General features: G+C 63.9%; 10 protein-coding genes and 1 pseudogene. 9 read left to right on the forward strand and 2 right to left on the reverse strand.

Translation table 11 applies throughout. The features are described from left to right. Nucleotides 1-247: 247 nt before the first annotated feature. The 8 genes and pseudogenes from gyrB to CS006_RS03650 all read left to right on the forward strand — a co-directional run bounded on the left by gyrB (nucleotide 248) and on the right by CS006_RS03650 (nucleotide 11,897). Nucleotides 248-2,314 (forward strand): DNA topoisomerase (ATP-hydrolyzing) subunit B, encoded by a 2,067-nt coding sequence (gene gyrB / locus CS006_RS03615; RefSeq protein WP_279324818.1) that lies wholly within the window; start codon nucleotides 248-250, stop codon nucleotides 2,312-2,314. Between the two features lie 149 nt (nucleotides 2,315-2,463). Next, nucleotides 2,464-5,145 carry a DNA gyrase subunit A gene (gene gyrA, locus CS006_RS03620; RefSeq protein WP_100510368.1) on the forward strand — a complete coding sequence of 894 codons (2,682 nt, stop codon included), beginning with the start codon at nucleotides 2,464-2,466 and terminating at the stop codon, nucleotides 5,143-5,145. A gap of 17 nt (nucleotides 5,146-5,162) precedes the next feature. Beyond that, nucleotides 5,163-5,735 carry a DUF3566 domain-containing protein gene (locus tag CS006_RS03625; protein ID WP_243386660.1) on the forward strand — a complete coding sequence of 191 codons (573 nt, stop codon included), beginning with the start codon at nucleotides 5,163-5,165 and terminating at the stop codon, nucleotides 5,733-5,735. 185 nt (nucleotides 5,736-5,920) lie between these two features. Then, entirely contained in the window at nucleotides 5,921-7,210 is a 1,290-nt protein-coding gene (locus CS006_RS03630; RefSeq protein ID WP_243386662.1) for an alpha/beta hydrolase, read from the forward strand. Between the two features lie 267 nt (nucleotides 7,211-7,477). Continuing rightward, nucleotides 7,478-8,799, forward strand: a pseudogene (locus tag CS006_RS03635) (gluconate:H+ symporter). 282 nt (nucleotides 8,800-9,081) lie between these two features. Next, nucleotides 9,082-10,305 carry an Ldh family oxidoreductase gene (locus CS006_RS03640; RefSeq protein WP_100510370.1) on the forward strand — a complete coding sequence of 408 codons (1,224 nt, stop codon included), beginning with the start codon at nucleotides 9,082-9,084 and terminating at the stop codon, nucleotides 10,303-10,305. Between the two features lie 69 nt (nucleotides 10,306-10,374). After that, nucleotides 10,375-11,031, forward strand: a complete 657-nt coding sequence (locus tag CS006_RS03645; RefSeq protein WP_100510371.1) for a GntR family transcriptional regulator — start codon at nucleotides 10,375-10,377, stop codon at nucleotides 11,029-11,031. Nucleotides 11,032-11,189: 158 nt separating this feature from the next. Further along, the gene (locus tag CS006_RS03650) at nucleotides 11,190-11,897 is read left to right on the forward strand and encodes a LysE family translocator (protein ID WP_100510372.1); all 708 of its coding nucleotides are present in this window, start codon (nucleotides 11,190-11,192) and stop codon (nucleotides 11,895-11,897) included. 117 nt (nucleotides 11,898-12,014) lie between these two features. Here the strand turns inward: CS006_RS03650 and cdd are convergent, their stop codons facing one another. After that, a complete protein-coding gene (gene cdd, locus CS006_RS03655) occupies nucleotides 12,015-12,539 on the reverse strand; it encodes a cytidine deaminase (protein WP_341476068.1) in 525 nt (174 codons plus the stop codon). Nucleotides 12,540-12,783: 244 nt separating this feature from the next. Further along, nucleotides 12,784-13,404, reverse strand: a complete 621-nt coding sequence (locus CS006_RS03660; RefSeq protein ID WP_100510374.1) for a TetR/AcrR family transcriptional regulator — start codon at nucleotides 13,402-13,404, stop codon at nucleotides 12,784-12,786. Nucleotides 13,405-13,742: 338 nt separating this feature from the next. On the opposite strand from CS006_RS03660, the gene CS006_RS03665 reads away from it, so the two are divergent. Further along, nucleotides 13,743-16,055: an exo-alpha-(1->6)-L-arabinopyranosidase gene (locus tag CS006_RS03665; RefSeq protein ID WP_100510375.1), complete on the forward strand. Its 2,313-nt coding sequence runs from the start codon at nucleotides 13,743-13,745 to the stop codon at nucleotides 16,053-16,055. The last annotated feature ends 435 nt before the right edge of the window (nucleotides 16,056-16,490 follow it).

Genomic DNA, 16,490 nt, shown 5'->3' on the forward strand with positions numbered 1-16,490 from the left:
TTTTCGTATGGGGTTCCCGGCGGGTATTGCGTAGAATGGCTCAGGACGGCATAATGTCCCTGTTGGCTAGTACCCTATAGCCAGTATTGAAAGCGCGCGGAAGGCCCCATATTTCGAGATTTTGGGCATGGCACCTTTGCAAGAAGCCACGCAAGACGTCTGAAACGTCGGATTTTTCGCCTCCGCGACGCGGGCTAGTTGGAAAGGATAGTTGGTGACAGACCAGACCCAGAATCCGCCCGAATCCATATCCGAAAATCAGAACATCGATTCCACGACCGACGACCAGCTCGAAGACGCCCAGCTCGACGATTCGCTTGCACCGAAGCATTACGACGCCAGCGATCTGAAGGTGCTCGAAGGCCTCGAAGCCGTTCGCATCCGTCCGGGCATGTACATCGGATCGACCGGCCCGCGCGGCCTGCATCACCTCGTCTATGAGATCGTCGACAACTCCGTCGACGAGGCGCTCGCCGGATACGCCTCGCACATCGAGGTGACGATCCTTCCCGACAACGGCATCCGCGTGGTCGACGACGGCCGAGGCATCCCGGTCGACATCGTGCCGGGCGAGGGCATCTCCGGCGTCGAGACCGTGATGACCAAGCTGCACGCCGGCGGCAAGTTCGGCGGCGGCGGATACGCCGTCTCCGGCGGCCTGCACGGCGTGGGCATCTCCGTGGTGAACGCCCTCTCCACCCGCGTGGACGTGGAGGTGCGTCGCCAGGGATTCCACTGGACGCAGACCTACATCGACCAGAAGCCGCAGGCCCGACTCAAGCAGGGCGAGCCCATGGGCGCCGACGAGCACACCGGCACCTCCGTGACCTTCTGGGCCGACCCCGCGATCTTCGAGACCACCGAATACGACTTCGAGACGCTGCGTTCTCGCTTCCAGCAGATGGCCTTCCTCAACAAGGGCCTGAAGATCTCGCTCACCGACCTGCGCCATGTGGACGAGGCCGGCGACGAAGTGGCCGGCGACGACGGGAACGCCGCCGAAAGCCAGCACCAGACCGTGACCTACCAGTACGTCAACGGCATCCGCGACTACGTGGAGTACCTGGTGAAGGCGAAGAAGGCCGCGCCCGTGGTCGACGACATCATCGACATCGAGGCCGAGGACCTCAAGCTCGGCATCTCCGCCGAGATCGCCATGCAGTGGACGGGCGCCTACTCCGAATCGGTGCACACGTTCGCCAACACCATCTCCACCACCGAGGGCGGCACCCACGAGGAGGGCTTCCGCGCGGCGCTCACCGGCCTGGTGAACCGCTACGCCCGCGAGAAGAACATCCTCAAGGACAAGGACGAGAACCTCTCCGGCGACGACGTGCGCGAGGGCCTGACCGCCGTCATCTCCGTGAAGCTCACCACCCCGCAGTTCGAGGGACAGACGAAGACCAAGCTCGGCAACTCCGAGGCCAAGACCTTCGTGCAGCGTGTGATGACCGAGAAGATGACCGACTGGTTCGGCGAGCATCCGAAGGAAGCCAAGCTCATCGTGCAGAAGGGCATCGAGGCCTCCCGCGCCCGCATCGCCGCCAAGAAGGCCCGCGAATCGACGCGCCGCAAGTCCATCTTCGAGACCGCCGGCATGCCCGACAAGCTCAAGGACTGCCAGTCGAGCAACCCCGAGGAATGCGAGCTGTTCATCGTCGAGGGCGATTCCGCAGGCGGCTCCGCCATCCAGGGCCGCAATCCGGAGACGCAGGCCATCCTGCCGCTCAGGGGCAAGATCCTCAACACCGAGCGTGCGAGCATCGACCGCATCATGAAGTCCGACACCATCGAATCGCTGATCACCGCGGTCGGCGGCGGCTACGGCGAGGACTTCGACATCTCCAAGGTGCGCTACCACAAGGTCATCATCATGGCCGATGCCGATGTCGACGGCGCGCACATCGCCACGCTGAACCTGACGCTGTTCTTCCGCTACATGCGACCGATGATCACCGCCGGCTACGTGTACGTGGCCATGCCGCCGCTCTACCGCCTCAAGTGGACGCGCGGCGACCACGACTACGTGTACACCGACGCCGAGCGTGACGCCAAGCTCGCCGAGGGCAAGGCCGCCGGCCGTCAGCTGCCTAAGGGCGAAGGTATCCAGCGCTACAAGGGTCTGGGCGAGATGACGTACCAGGAGCTGTGGGAGACGACCATGGACCCCGAGCACCGCATCCTCAAGCAGATCCACATCGAGGACGCGGCCGCGGCCGACGAGACGTTCTCCATGCTGATGGGCGACGACGTGGAACCCCGCCGCCTCTTCATCCAGCGCAACGCCAAGGACGTTCGCTTCATCGATGCGTGACCTCTTCTAGGCTCCCCTCGCTGAGGGGAGCTGTCAGCGAAGCTGACTGAGGGGAGAAACCCCGTCAAGGAGTCGACTCCCCTCAGTCTCCCTGCGGTCGACAGCTCCCCTCGGAGAGGGGAGCCGAAATCAGACAAAAGGAAAACCAAGTGGCAGACGAAAACAACAGCGGCAGCGAGGCTGAGCAGAACGACGAGCGTGCCGAACGCTCGATGGAGCCCACCAGCCCGCAGGCCGGCGAGAAACTCGTGCTGGACGAGAACCGCGTGCAGCACACCGACATCCAGCAGGAGATGCGTCAGTCCTACCTCGACTACGCCATCTCCGTCATCGTGGAACGCGCCCTGCCGGACGTGCGCGACGGCATGAAGCCGGTGCACCGCCGCATCGTGTACGCGATGTACGACGGCGGCTACCGTCCCGACCGCGGCTACTCGAAGTGCGCGCGTCCTGTGGCCGACGTGATGGGCAACTACCATCCGCACGGCGACGCCGCCATCTACGATTCGCTCGTGCGCATGGCCCAGCCGTGGTCCATGCGATACACGCTGGTCGACGGCCAGGGAAACTTCGGCTCGGCCGGTGACGACCCGCCCGCCGCCATGCGTTACACGGAGTGCCGCATGATGCCGCTCGCCATGGAGATGGTGCGCGACATCGACAAGGACACCGTGGACTTCGTGCCCAACTACGACGGCCGCACGCAGGAGCCGACCGTGCTGCCCGCGCGCTTCCCGAACCTGCTGGCGAACGGCTCCTCCGGCATCGCCGTCGGCATGGCCACGAACATCCCGCCGCACAACATGCGCGAGCTGGGCGAAGGCGTGCATTGGGCGCTCGACCATCCCGAAGCCAGCCGCGAGGAGCTGCTCAACGCGCTCATCGGCATCATCAAGGGACCGGACTTCCCGACCGGCGCCACGATTCTCGGACACAAGGGCATCGAGCAGGCGTACCGCACCGGCCGTGGTCTGATCACCATGCGCGCCGTGGTGAACACCGAGGAGATCAAGGGCCGCATGTGCCTCGTGGTCACCGAGCTGCCGTACCAGGTGAACCCGGACCGTCTGGCCGCCTCCATCCGCGAGGGCGTGCGCGACGGCAAGATCCAGGGCATCGCCGACATGCGCGACGAGACCTCCGGCCGCACCGGCCAGCGTCTCGTGCTCGTGCTCAAGCGCGACGCCGTGCCGAAGGTCGTGCTCAACAACCTGTACAAGCACTCGCAGCTGCAGCAGACGTTCGGCGCGAACATGCTCGCGCTGGTCGACGGCGTGCCGCGCACGCTCTCGCTCGACGCGTTCATCCGCCACTGGGTGAACCACCAGCTCGAGGTCATCGAGCGCCGCACCCGCTACCTCAAGCGCGAGGCCGAGGAGCGCGACCACATCCTTCAGGGCTACCTGAAGGCCCTCGACATGATCGAGGAGGTCATCGCCCTCATCCGCCGCTCCCCCACCGTGGAAGCCGCACGCAGCGGCCTCATGGACCTGCTGGACGTGGACCAGGTGCAGTCCGACGCCATCCTGGCCATGCAGCTGCGCCGACTCGCGGCCCTCGAACGCCAGAAGATCCTCGACGAGCACGAGGAGCTCATGCGCAAGATCGCCGACTATGAGGACATCCTCGCCAAGCCGGAACGCCAGCGCAAGATCGTGGGCGACGAACTCGACGAGATCATCGACAAGTACGGCGACGAGCGTCGTACGAAGATCCTGCCGTTCAGCGGCGAGGTCAACATGGAGGATCTCATCGCCGAGGAGAACGTGGTCGTCACCGTCACGCACTCCGGCTACATCAAGCGCACCAAGGCCGACGAATACCGCGCCCAGCACCGCGGCGGCAAGGGCATCAAGGGCGCGCGGCTGCGTGAGAACGACGTGGTGGACCACTTCTTCCTCACCAGCACGCACAACTGGCTGCTGTTCTTCACCAACAAGGGACGCGTGTACCGCCTCAAGGGCTACGAGCTGCCGGAAGGCTCGCGCGACTCCAAGGGCCAGCATGTGGCGAACCTGCTGCAGCTCGCCCCCGAGGAGAAGATCCAGCAGGTGCTGTCGATCCCGAACTACGAGGTCGCCGACTACCTGGTGCTCGCCACGAAGAGCGGCAAGGTGAAGAAGACGAAGCTCGCCGAATACGATTCCCCGCGTCAGGGCGGCCTCATCGCCGTGCGACTCATGGAATCCGAGGACGGCACGAGCGACGAGCTCGTGGGCGCCTCGCTGTGCAACGCCGATGACGACATCATCCTCGTCTCCCGCCACGGCATGAGCCTCAAGTTCTCCGCCAACGACGAGCAGCTGCGACCGATGGGCCGCCAGACCGCCGGCGTGCAGGGCATGAAGTTCCGCGACGGCGACGAGCTGCTCGCCATGGACGTGGTGCCCGAACAGTCCGAGGACGACCTGCTCGTCGTCACCGACGAGGGCTTCGCCAAGCGCACCGCCATCTCCGAATACCGCCTCCAGGGCCGTAACGGCTATGGCGTGAAGGCCGTGCAGCTGGCCGAGGGACGTGGCTCGCTGGTCGGCGCACTCGTGGTGAACGAGGACGATCAGGTCATGGCCATCATGAAGTCCGGCAAGGTCATCCGCTCCGACGTGGCCGAGGTCAAGCGCACCGGCCGCACCACGCAGGGCGTCACGCTTGCCAAGCCCGACAAGGGCGACGAGATCCTCTCCATCGCCCGCAACGCGGAGAAGGACGACGAGGAGCAGAACGACGCTCCCGCCACGAACGATGGCGATACCGTGGAAACGCCCGCCGAGGCCGTCTCCACGTCCGAAAATGCTGGTAACCTCAGTGCAGCAGAAGACAGCGCTGAGTGATATCCGAAGGAGATTCCATGAGCGACGAACAGTCAGTGCCTGAGTCGGTTCCCATGCCGCAGGCGGGCGCCCGCGAGGGACGCAAGTCCCGTTCGACGGCGTCCTCTCCCAAGCCGTTGATTCCCGAGGACAACGCCAACGTGCCCAACGGTGCCGAGGAGGCCCCGGCCGCATTCCAGCCGCAGTCCGGCAAGGCGGCGAAGGCCGCACGCAAGTCCAGCGTTCCGCGCGCACGCCGCATGAAGCTGTCCCTGACGAAGGTCGACCCCTGGTCGGTCACCAAGGTCTCCTTCCTGCTGGCCATCGCCGGCGCCATCATCCAGGTGGTCGCCGTGGGCATGCTGTGGATGCTGTTGAACGCCATCGGCCTGTTCGACAACATCACGCAGATCGTCTCCACCACCGGTCTTGACAGCGGCGGCATCGACATCGCCAGCGTGCTGAGCATCGGCAAGGTGCTGAGCGTGACCACCATCTTCTCCATCTTCGAGATCGTGCTGGTCACCGTGCTCGCCACCATCGGCGCGTTCCTCTACAACGTCGTCAGCGCACTGGTCGGCGGCGTCCATGTGACGCTCGGCGATGACTGACGGACGGTCTCCAATCGTTACGGCGCTCCTTCGGGAGCGCCTTTTTCATTCCCGTCTGTCGTGTCCTATATGACGGATGGGGATGACGCTTTTCGTGTCGGAGCGGACGAAACGCAACAGACCATGCATCCGTGTTGATGCACAAACGCGGATTGGGTGATTATCGTTGGGGTTGGGAGGCTGTCATGACAGGAACATCAGACGCGCAGCTCGGCGACTCAGCGGAACCATCCGCAGCCGACGATACGGCGACACGTATGGAAGCAGGCGTTCCCAGCGCCAGTTCGTCCGACGGCAGCGGCACGGAATCCGGTCAGCGGAACGATGCCGCGTTGACGGCCGGCGACGCCGATTCCGCCGATGGCGCCGCACTCTCCGGTTCGCTTGACCCCGAATGGGTTCCCGATACCATCATCCCCGGCTACCAGCAGCGCACATTGCATCTCGGAGAGGACGACGAAGGCGAGCTGACCGCCACCTTCGTGCGCAAGGACCCGTCGACGCTGACCTGGCAACACCGATTCCTCCGCTGGAAGCATGCCGTCCCGCGTCGCGTGCCGCTGGCCATCCTGTACGTGCACGGCTGGAACGACTTCTTCTACCGGCGGCACGTCTCCGAATTCTGGGAGTCGCTGGGCGTCGCGTTCTACGCGGTCGACCTGCGCAAATACGGCCGTTCGTTCCACGACGGTCAGACCGCCGGATTCATCGACGACCTGCATGAGTACTTCACGGAACTCAACGCCCTGCGCGACCTCATCGTCGCCGAGCTCGGCGACGACGTGCGCATCCTCGTATTGGCGCATTCGTGTGGCGGACTCACCTCGTCGCTGTGGTTGTCCAACAAGCATCCGCATCATGTGAAGGCGCTGGCATTGAATTCGCCGTGGCTGGAACTGCAGGGCAACCGCATCACCCGCATCATGACCACGCCGGTCGTCAAGGGATTCGGCCTCGCCGGCGCGAAAAGCGTCATCCCCATCCGCGACCCCGGCTTCTATGGGCGCACGCTATGGGCCGACGAGGACGGCGAATGGGACTACAACACCGCCTATCCGTGGCCGAAAGCCGACTTCCAGACGCGCGCCGGATGGTTCGACGCCATCTATCGCGGGCAGGACGAGGTCTCGCGTGGACTCGACATCGCCGTACCGGTACTGGTGTGCACATCCGACAAGTCGATGATTCTCGGCAAATGGGACGAGGCCATGCACGGGGCCGACACCGTGCTCGACGTGGTGGCGATCCGCCAGAACGCGCTCAATCTCGGCGATTTCGTCTCGTTGGCACGCATCCGTGACGGACTGCACGACCTGTCGATGTCGGGCGGCGACGCGCGACGGCGATACTTCGGCACGGTGGCCGCATGGGCGAATCAGTACGCGTGGAGCGGCAGGTCGCCGCATAGGCCGCTGCGTCCCGCCGCCATCGAGCGGGCGCTCGACGTCGTCGCGCAGCCGCGCGGCGGGGTGTGAGCCATCGAATTACGTAGTTGTCGTATCGGGTGGCTGCGATGGCGGTGCAATGGCGGGAGCGATGGTTCCGGCGGTACGTATCTTCCGTCGTATCATCCGCGCAAATATGGCAACTGTTGGCAACGGAACCGAATCAAGTCGGGAATGAGAGATACCACTGACCATGTGCAAAACCGCACATGAGAAAACAGTGCGCTTGCTCGGCGACGTTGCCGAATTGCCGGTCATTGTCGACGAACGGCGTCTGAATACAGAGGGGAATCATCCATGATTCAGCTTGTATGGGTACTGGTCGGCATCTGCCTGCTGGTGATCCTGAATCTGAAATTCAAGATGCACAACATGCTGTCGCTGCTGCTGGTGGGTCTGTTCATCGCACTCACCGCCGGCATCCCGATCGACAAGATCATCACGGCGGTGGAGACCGGCGTCGGCGGCATCTTTGGCAAACTGCCATCATCATCCTGTTCGGCGCCATCATCGGCAAGATCATGACCGACACCGGCGCCAGCCAGCGCATCGCCGACACCGTCATCGACAAGTGCGGCACCAGGTTCCTGCCGATCGGCCTGATGTTCATCGGCGTGATCTTCGGCATCGCCATGTTCTACGAGGTCGCCTTCCTGATCTCCGTGCCGCTCGTGCTCGCCGTGGCCAAGAAGGCCAAGGTGCCGTACATGAAGCTCGTCATCCCGATCGTCGTCGGCTGCACCATGGGCCATTCGCTCTTCCCGCCGCAGCCCGGCCCGGTCGCGCTGGTCGCCGCGTTCGACGCCGACATCTCCAAGGTCTACATCTACGGCATCCTCGCCATCATCCCCGCACTGCTGTGCGCCGGTCTGCTGCTGCCGAAGTTCCTGCCCGGCATCAAGGAGATCCCGCTGAACTCCATGCTCAAGCCGGCGCCCACCATGCCCGAGGACCAGCTGCCGTCGTTCGCCGCCTCCATCTCCATCCCGCTCACCCCGGCCGTGGTGATGATCGCCTCGTCGGTCATCAAGGAGTTCTTCGGCGAGAAGACCACCGTGTACAAGGTGTTCGGATTCATCGGCTCCGCCGAGATCTCGATGCTGCTCGCCCTCTTCGCCGCGTTCTTCCTGCTCATGCACAGCAAGGGCCAGACCGTCGCCGACCTCACCCACAAGATGGAGGAGGCCATCGGCCAGGTGGGCAACGTGCTGATTGTGATCTGCTCCGGTGGCATCATCAAGGAGGTCATCATCGAGTCCGGTGCCGCCGACCACATCGTGCAGCTGGTCTCCTCCATCCCGGTCTCGCCGTTCATCATCGCGTGGATCATCACCGCCATCATCCGTGTGCTCACCGGTCAGGGCGCCGTGGCCGCCATCACCGCGGCCGGCATGGTCGCCCCGCTGGTCACCCAGTTCGGTCTCGACCCGGCGCTGATGGTCATCTGCGTGGCCTGCGGTTCGAACACCATCACGCTGATGTACGACGGCGGCTTCCTGCTGTTCAAGGAGACGTTCGGCATCTCGATGAAGGACACGTTCAAGACCTGGGGCCTGCTGGAGCTCATCAACTCCGTGGTCGGCCTGCTGGCCGTGCTGGTCATCGACCTCTTCGTCTGATTAGCGTGATTTCCATATGACCGTGTGCGGCCTGTGCCGCACACAAGGTCGGTATTGGGAGCCTCGACTTCGCGACTGCGAGTCGGGGCTCCCGTCGTATGCGCCGCCGATGGCATCTGGACCGTTCACTCTTTTTGGTGCCTTTGAAAAAGTGAATCATGAAACCGCCGGCAACATTGCTGGACATGGTTGGTCCGCCGTCCTATAGTCATATCCAACCGATATATCGGTTGGATATGGTAATGGATCAGTCGATGATTCACGCTTTCAAGGAGGAAGGCAATGGTCGCCACGGTCATGGATGTGAAGCAGGGTGCAGTCATGGAGTCGGATGCGGCAGCGAAACCGGCCGAAGTCACGAAGCCAAAAATGAACGTCACCGTGCAGTCGAATATCGGCGACGGGCCGGCCGAGGCCGCCGCCGACCGCCACCGTTATGACGCGGCAGCGCTCAGGGACCTCACCAGCAGGATTGCCCAGGGCTACGGGTTGAGCGAACATGACGGCGACATCGTGGCCGATGTGCTTTCGTTCGCCGACACCCACGGCATCGACTCGCATGGCCTGCAGCGCTTCCAGCTCTACGATGCCCAGATGGGCAACAAAATCGACCCGACCGCCGAGGCCGAGGTCGTCGTCGATACGCCGGTGAGCACCGTCATCGACGGTCATCGGCGCATGGGCCAGGTCACCGGCCGTCAGGCGATGGACATGACCATCGCCAAAGCCAAGAAGACCGGCATGGCCATCGCCGCCGTCCGCCACTCCTGCCATTACGGCGCCGCCGGATACTACGCTAACCTCGCCGCCGAGCAGGGGCTCATCGGATTCTCGGTCACGAACACCGAGCCGGCCGTCTACCCGCTGTACGCCAATGATGTGTGGCTGGGCACCAACCCCATTGCCTGCGCGATACCGACGAAACCGCACACGTTCTTCTTCGACGCCAGCACGTCGGTCGTGGCCTATGGCAAGGTCGAGCTGTATTCCAAGCAGCGCAAGGACACCCCGGCCGCGTGGGTCGTCGATCCGAACAACGAGCCGATCTACGACTCCACGGACGCCCTCGGCCGACTCATGCGCTATAACAACGAGGCCGGTCTGCTCGCCACCGGAGGCAACAGCGAATACACGGGCGGCCACAAGGGCTACGGATTCTCGGTGCTCGTGGAGTTCTTCTCCGGCATCGTCTCGCAGGGCGCCACCACCGACCGCACCGCAGTAGGCGATCCGGTCGAAGGCATTAGCCACGGATTCATGGCCATCGACCCGAGAATCTTCGGCGACGCCGACACCATCCTCAGGAACTTCTCCGACTACCTCGACAAGATCCGCAACCTGCACGCCGTGCCCGGCAAACGCATCTACGTGCACGGCGACAAGGAGGCCGAGGCATACGAGAATCGCATCGCCAACGGCGTGCCGCTGTATTACAAGACCGTCGAGGAACTGCGCGGCATCTGCGACAAGCTCGGCATCTCCTACGTCGGCGTGCTCGACCACTGAGTCGACCGGGTTCGGAACAGCGGTCCGTATACTGGGAAGCCGAAATCTCCCTCAGGTAAAGGCGGCGGCATGCTAAGCAAACGAGATCAGGCGTATCGGTATCTGCGCGAACAGATCGTATCGTGCCGTATCAAGCCGGGCGATCCCCTTGATGAAAAGCAGGCCGCCGAGGAGCTGGGATTCAGTCGCATGCCGGTGCGCGAGGCCGTGAACAAGCTGGCCGAAGAACATCTGGTCACCGTGTTCCCCTCGCGCGGCGTCATCGTCAGTCCTATCTCGTCGTCCGATTATCAGGAGATGCTCGACATCCGGTTGCTTATCGAACCGTATCTGCTGCATCGCGCCTGGCCGTCGCTGGCCACCGGTGACCTTCGGGAGTTCCGTGCGGTGATGATGGAACGGCTTGATAATTCGGAATTGGAGACCGACTCCCCCGCCGACGACTTCGACTACCGTTTTCATATGTATTTCGCCGAGCGTTCCGGCAGTCGCTATCTCATCTCGCTGATGAACATGATAATGACGCAGAGCCAGCGTATCCGCTTCTTCTCCGCGGTGGCGCCGCAGCGTACGCTCGACTCGTATCACGAGCATGTGGCGATCATCGACGCCGTGCTCGCCGGTGACGAGGCCGCTGCGGCCGCGGCCATCCGCGAACACTTGGACAATACGCGCGAAGGATATCTGCGCATCTCGCGCGCCCGTGAGGACTTCTTCCGCTCGTAGGTTGGCCTTCGCCGCTCGTGGGCCGCAGTGTGTGAGCGTGGGCTGTAACGTCCATTTGTGTGTCTGCCGTGCCGGAGCATACGCGAGACGGCCGAGCGGCCGTGACGGACGACGTAATAGACTGATGCCGTTTATGTCGTTCGGAACGGGAGAAGACGATGACCTATATGCAGGCGTTGCTGGGATTCGCGCTGGTGGCGGGGTCGATGGCCCTGGTGCCTGGGCTCGACATGATGATGGTGCTGCACGAGACCATCAATACCTCGCGGCGTCGCGGCATCGCCGCCGCGTGGGGCATATCGTGCGGCGTGCTGGTATGGGCGGTCGCCGCCGCCGTCGGCCTGGCGGCGCTTATCAACGCGTTCCCCATGGCCTACGACGCGATTCGCGTGGTGGGTGGCCTGTATCTGTTCTATCTGGCGTTCAGCATGGCGCGGAAGAAGAAGTCGAATTCCGATGACATGATCGTCAAGGAGATTGACACCGATGCCGACGCTCGTCATCGTGCAAATGTTTCACGTGAAACGTCGCTGCGCGAGTCGCCGACGTTCGGCGACTGCGCACAGTCGTTCTTCCGCGGCTTCCTCACCGACTTCTTCAATCCGAAGATCGGCGTGTTCTATATCGCCATCATCCCCCAGTTCCTGGTTTCCGGCGTCAGCAACCTGCAGATGGGCGTCTCCCTTGGACTCATCCATTTCGTCGAAAGCATCCTGGTGCTCACGACGGTGTCCTATGCCGCAGCGTTCTTCGCCGGCCGACTGCGCAATGAACGTTCGCAGCGCATCCTCGGTCTGGTTTCCGGTGCCATCATGGCGGTGCTCGGCGGTGTGACCATCGCCGACGTGGTGAAGAGCCGGCTCTAGTCGGCATCGAATCCGCACAGAGACGAATCCGTACAGAGAAGGGCGGTTCGGAAGCGAAAACTTCCGAACCGCCCTTCGTGTTGGCATGTGTGACGCCGGCATGATGCCGGCGAAGCGTCACTTGCCGCCGAATGCGCCGCCGAAGGGGTCGTCGGTGTCGAAGACCGGCTTCTCGGTGAGCGGATACAGTTCGTCAAGCGTGTAGGACTTGTATTCGGTCGGGCTCTTGGCAAGGATGATTTCGAAGTCGCGCTCGCAGAATTCGCAGAGGAATTCCCGGCACATGCCGCACGGCGAGCAGAACGACGTCAACGGGCCCTTCGCTCCCCCGACCACGACGATGCGGGTGAACTCATGGTGGCCTTCGGAGACGGCCTTGGCGCAGGCGGTGCGCTCGGCGCAGATGGTCGGCGCGAAGCCCATGTTCTCGATGTTGCAGCCGGTGTACACCGTGCCGTCGGTCGCCTCAAGCGCGGCGCCGACGCAGAAGTGCGAATACGGCGAATAGGAACGCTCGCGCGCCTCGATGGCCTTGGTGATGAGTTCCTCGATGGAAATCGTGCTCATGTCATGCTCCTTCGCAGATGTGTTGCCGTGTCGTTCGGGCGATGTCCGTATGATGCGATGGCTGTCGCATTCGATGTTTCACGTGAAACATCGCTGGTTTCGCGGGGTATGACGCCGCCGATCGGACCGTGTCGAATCATCGTCGAATCCACGCCCATTGTAGGTGTCGTGCGTTTTCGTGAAACGCTGCTCCTGTCCAAACTGAACAAAATTGCAGTATGACGCCGGCCGGCCATGAACGAATATGACGCAGATGCGGCCTTCCGAATCGGCCTGAATCGGCCTGATACGCCCGAGAGCGCCCGGATTCACCCGAGGTCTACCGGTATCCCTCCCACATCGGCAGCGGGAACAGCGCGTCCTCGCAGCGGGCCCACATCTTCTGGAAATCCTGACCGGGGGTGCGCAGCCAGCGCAGCTGGGCGCCGTCCATCATGCTGAATCCGGCCAGCAGCATCTCCGCCGGATCGACGCCGTCGGGAACCGCCCAGTGGATGTTCAGCGCCTGCTCCACCCCGTCGCGCTCGCGCTGTGCGAAGTAGTCGTGCGCCGGATGGTTCGGGTCCAGCGCCTCCGCGCTCAGCGTGGAGAACATATGCACCAGCTTCGGTCGCCGGACGTTGATGGCCACGTTCTCGCGGAACATCTCGGCGAGCAGCGGCCTCGGCCTCGATGCGCACGAGCGCAGCAGCTCGTTGGTCTCCTGATCGTACATATCCGCCAGCACCATCTTCAGCAGCCCCTCCTTGCTGCCGACGTAATGCAGCACGCCGGCCTTGGTCAGGTCGACCTCGGTGGCGATCTTCTGGATGGAGGTGCCGTAATAGCCCAACGTGCCGAAGTACTCGACGGCCGCGTCGAGGATGCGCTCGCGCCGTTCCGGGTCGCGAACGGAGCCTCGTGAGCGCGTGCCGCGTGTGGTTCGAGTGGTTGTGGCCATGATGTCCCTCATCCTTCCCTGACGTTTCCCGTCGTGGTCCTGCCATAGGTGCCGTCTCATCCATCATAGTCAATACCGTCCGGTCGGTAGGCGTGGCGGCGGGCAGGGGTGCATGGGCAGTCATCCCCGGTATTCGAACGATATCCGTCCGTTGTGTGTGTCGTGGCGAAAGTGGTGGTAAGTTATTTACCAACCGGTCGGTTGTGATTTCGTCGATGAACATCATGACCGCTCGCAAAATCGTCAATCAACCAACACGACCATAACCATGACGCGGGGCACGGAAGCCCCGGCCGTGCGGAACGAACCGCAACGGCAACGTCGGAAAGCGAGAACCAATGAGCGAGAACACCAACGCCGCAGCCAACGCCGCAAGCCCCGACACCTTCACGGCCGGCACCGCCGCGACCCCCTCCTACCCCGGCGTGAAGGACCTCACCCTCGAGGAGAAGGCCGGCCTCACCTCGGGCGGCGACGCCTGGCATCTGCAGGGCGTCGAAAACAAGGGCATCCCCGGCTACATGATCACCGACGGTCCCCACGGCCTGCGCAAGTCGCTCGCCACCGACACCGGCGACACCAACCTCGACGATTCCGTGCCCGCCACCTGCTTCCCGCCCGCCGCCGGCCTCGCCAGCTCGTGGAACCCGGCGCTGGCCGTCAGGGTCGGCGAGGCCATGGGCGAGGAATGCGTGCAGGAGAAGGTCGCCGTCATCCTCGGCCCCGGCGTCAACATCAAGCGCAACCCGCTTGGCGGCCGCTGCTTCGAATACTGGTCCGAAGACCCGTACCTGGCCGGCCACGAGGCCGTCGGCATCGTCGAAGGCGTGCAGTCCAAGGGCGTGGGCACCTCGCTCAAGCACTTCGCCGCCAACAACCAGGAGACCGACCGTCTGCGCATCTCCGCCCGCATCTCGCCGCGCGCCCTGCGCGAGATCTACTTCCCCGCATTCGAGCACATCGTCAAAGCCGCCCAGCCATGGACCATCATGTGCTCCTACAACCAGATCAACGGCGTGCACTCCGCACAGAACCACTGGCTGCTCACCGACGTGCTGCGCGACGAATGGGGCTTCAAGGGCATCGTGATGAGCGACTGGGGCGCCGACCACGACCGCGTGGCATCGCTCAACGCCGGCCTCAACCTCGAAATGCCGCCGAGCTTCACCGACGACGAGATCGTCTACGCCGCACGCGACGGCCGTATCCAGCCCGCCCAGCTCGACCGCATGGCGCAGGGCATGATCGACCTGGTCAACAAGGCCCGCCCGGCCATGAGCCAGAACGACTACCGCTACGACGTCGACGCCCACGACGAGGTCGCCCACCAGGCCGCCGTCGAATCCATCGTCATGCTCAAGAACGACGACGCCATCCTCCCCCTCGCCGCCGACGCCAAGGTGGCCGTAATCGGAGAATTCGCCCGCACCCCGCGCTATCAGGGCGGCGGCTCCTCGCACATCACCCCCACGAAGATGACCGGCTTCCTCGACACCCTCGCCCAGCGCGGCATCGACGCCACCTTCGCCCCCGGCTTCACCTTCGCCGACGAGCCGCAGAGCCAGGCCCTCACCGACGAGGCCGTCGCCGCCGCGAAGTCCAACGACGTCGTACTGCTGTTCCTCGGCCTGCCCGAGGCGGCCGAGTCCGAAGGCTTCGACCGCGAATCGCTCGACATCCCCGCCAAGCAGATCGCCCTGCTCGAGGCCGTCGCCGCCGCGAACGAGAACGTCGTCGTGGTCCTCTCCAACGGCTCCGTCGTCTCCGTCGCACCCTGGCGCGACCGGGCCAAGGGCATCCTCGAATCGTGGCTGCTCGGCCAGGCCGGCGGCCCCGCGCTCGCCGACGTCATCTTCGGCGAGCAGAGCCCGTCCGGCAAGCTCGCGCAATCCATCCCGATGAGCATTTTCGACGATCCGACCATGATGAACTGGCCCGGCGAGGAAGGCCACGTCGACTACGGCGAAGGCGTGTTCGTCGGCTACCGCTACTACGACACCTACGACAAGCCGGTCGCCTACCCGTTCGGCTACGGACTGAGCTACGCCACGTTCGCGATCGCCGACGTCGCCGTGACGAAGTCCGGCGCGAACACGGCCCATGTCTCCGCCACCGTGACCAACACGTCCGACGTCGACGGCGCCGAGGTCGTGCAGGTGTACGTCGCGCCCGGCAAGGCCGACGTCGCCCGTCCCCGCCACGAGCTCAAGGGCTTCGAGAAGGTGTTCCTCAAGGCCGGCGAATCCACGACCGTCGGGTTCGACCTCGACGAGCGCGCCTTCGCCTACTGGTCCGAGACGTTCGACGACTGGCACGTCGAAGCCGGCGAATACACGGTCGAAGTCGGCGTCAGCTCGCGCGACATCGTCGCCTCCGGCGTCGTCGCGCTCGACGGCGACGGCAAGGCGAAGCCGCTGACCGAATGGTCCACGTACGGCGAATGGCAGGACGATCCCGTCGGCGCGAAGATCGTCGCCGACATGGAGGCGCGCGGCAGGGCCGGTACGCTCCCCCGGCTGCCCGACACCGACATCGTGCGCGTGTTCCTCAAGACCCTGCCCATCAATTCGATGCCGATGATCAAGAGCGACGGCGGCAAGGAGCTCACCGCCTTCCTGCTCGACGAATACGCCAAGGCGACGGCGAGGTAATCGATCGGCAAAACCATCATCCAACCCCCGATTCCGCGGCCGCGCATCGCGCGGACGACGCGAAAAATCGGGGGTTGGATTACTGTATTCAGGAGGGTATCGGCGCTCGGACAGGTCGCGTTCAGCAAGATGGGCGACAATCGACGTCGACCGAACGACGAGCGACGTCGGACGACGGGCAACACGACGTGCGACGGCAACGACGGATGACATACGACAGACAAGGAAAGGCGAACGGCGTGTCCGCAGCAGATATCAATGATTTTGCCGGCGTCGGCGATCCCATCGACGCGGCCGGGGACATCAAGCCGTTGAGCTTCGATTTCGACGAGGTGGCCCCCGATATTCCGAGCATTCCGATTCCGCTGCCGCCGACCGTGTCCGGCCGCGTGAAGTCGGCTTCCACATCGGGCGCCTCTACGCCGGACGCCGCGC

It is taken from the genome of Bifidobacterium primatium (assembly GCF_002802875.1).
GTDB lineage: Bacteria > Actinomycetota > Actinomycetes > Actinomycetales > Bifidobacteriaceae > Galliscardovia > Galliscardovia primatium.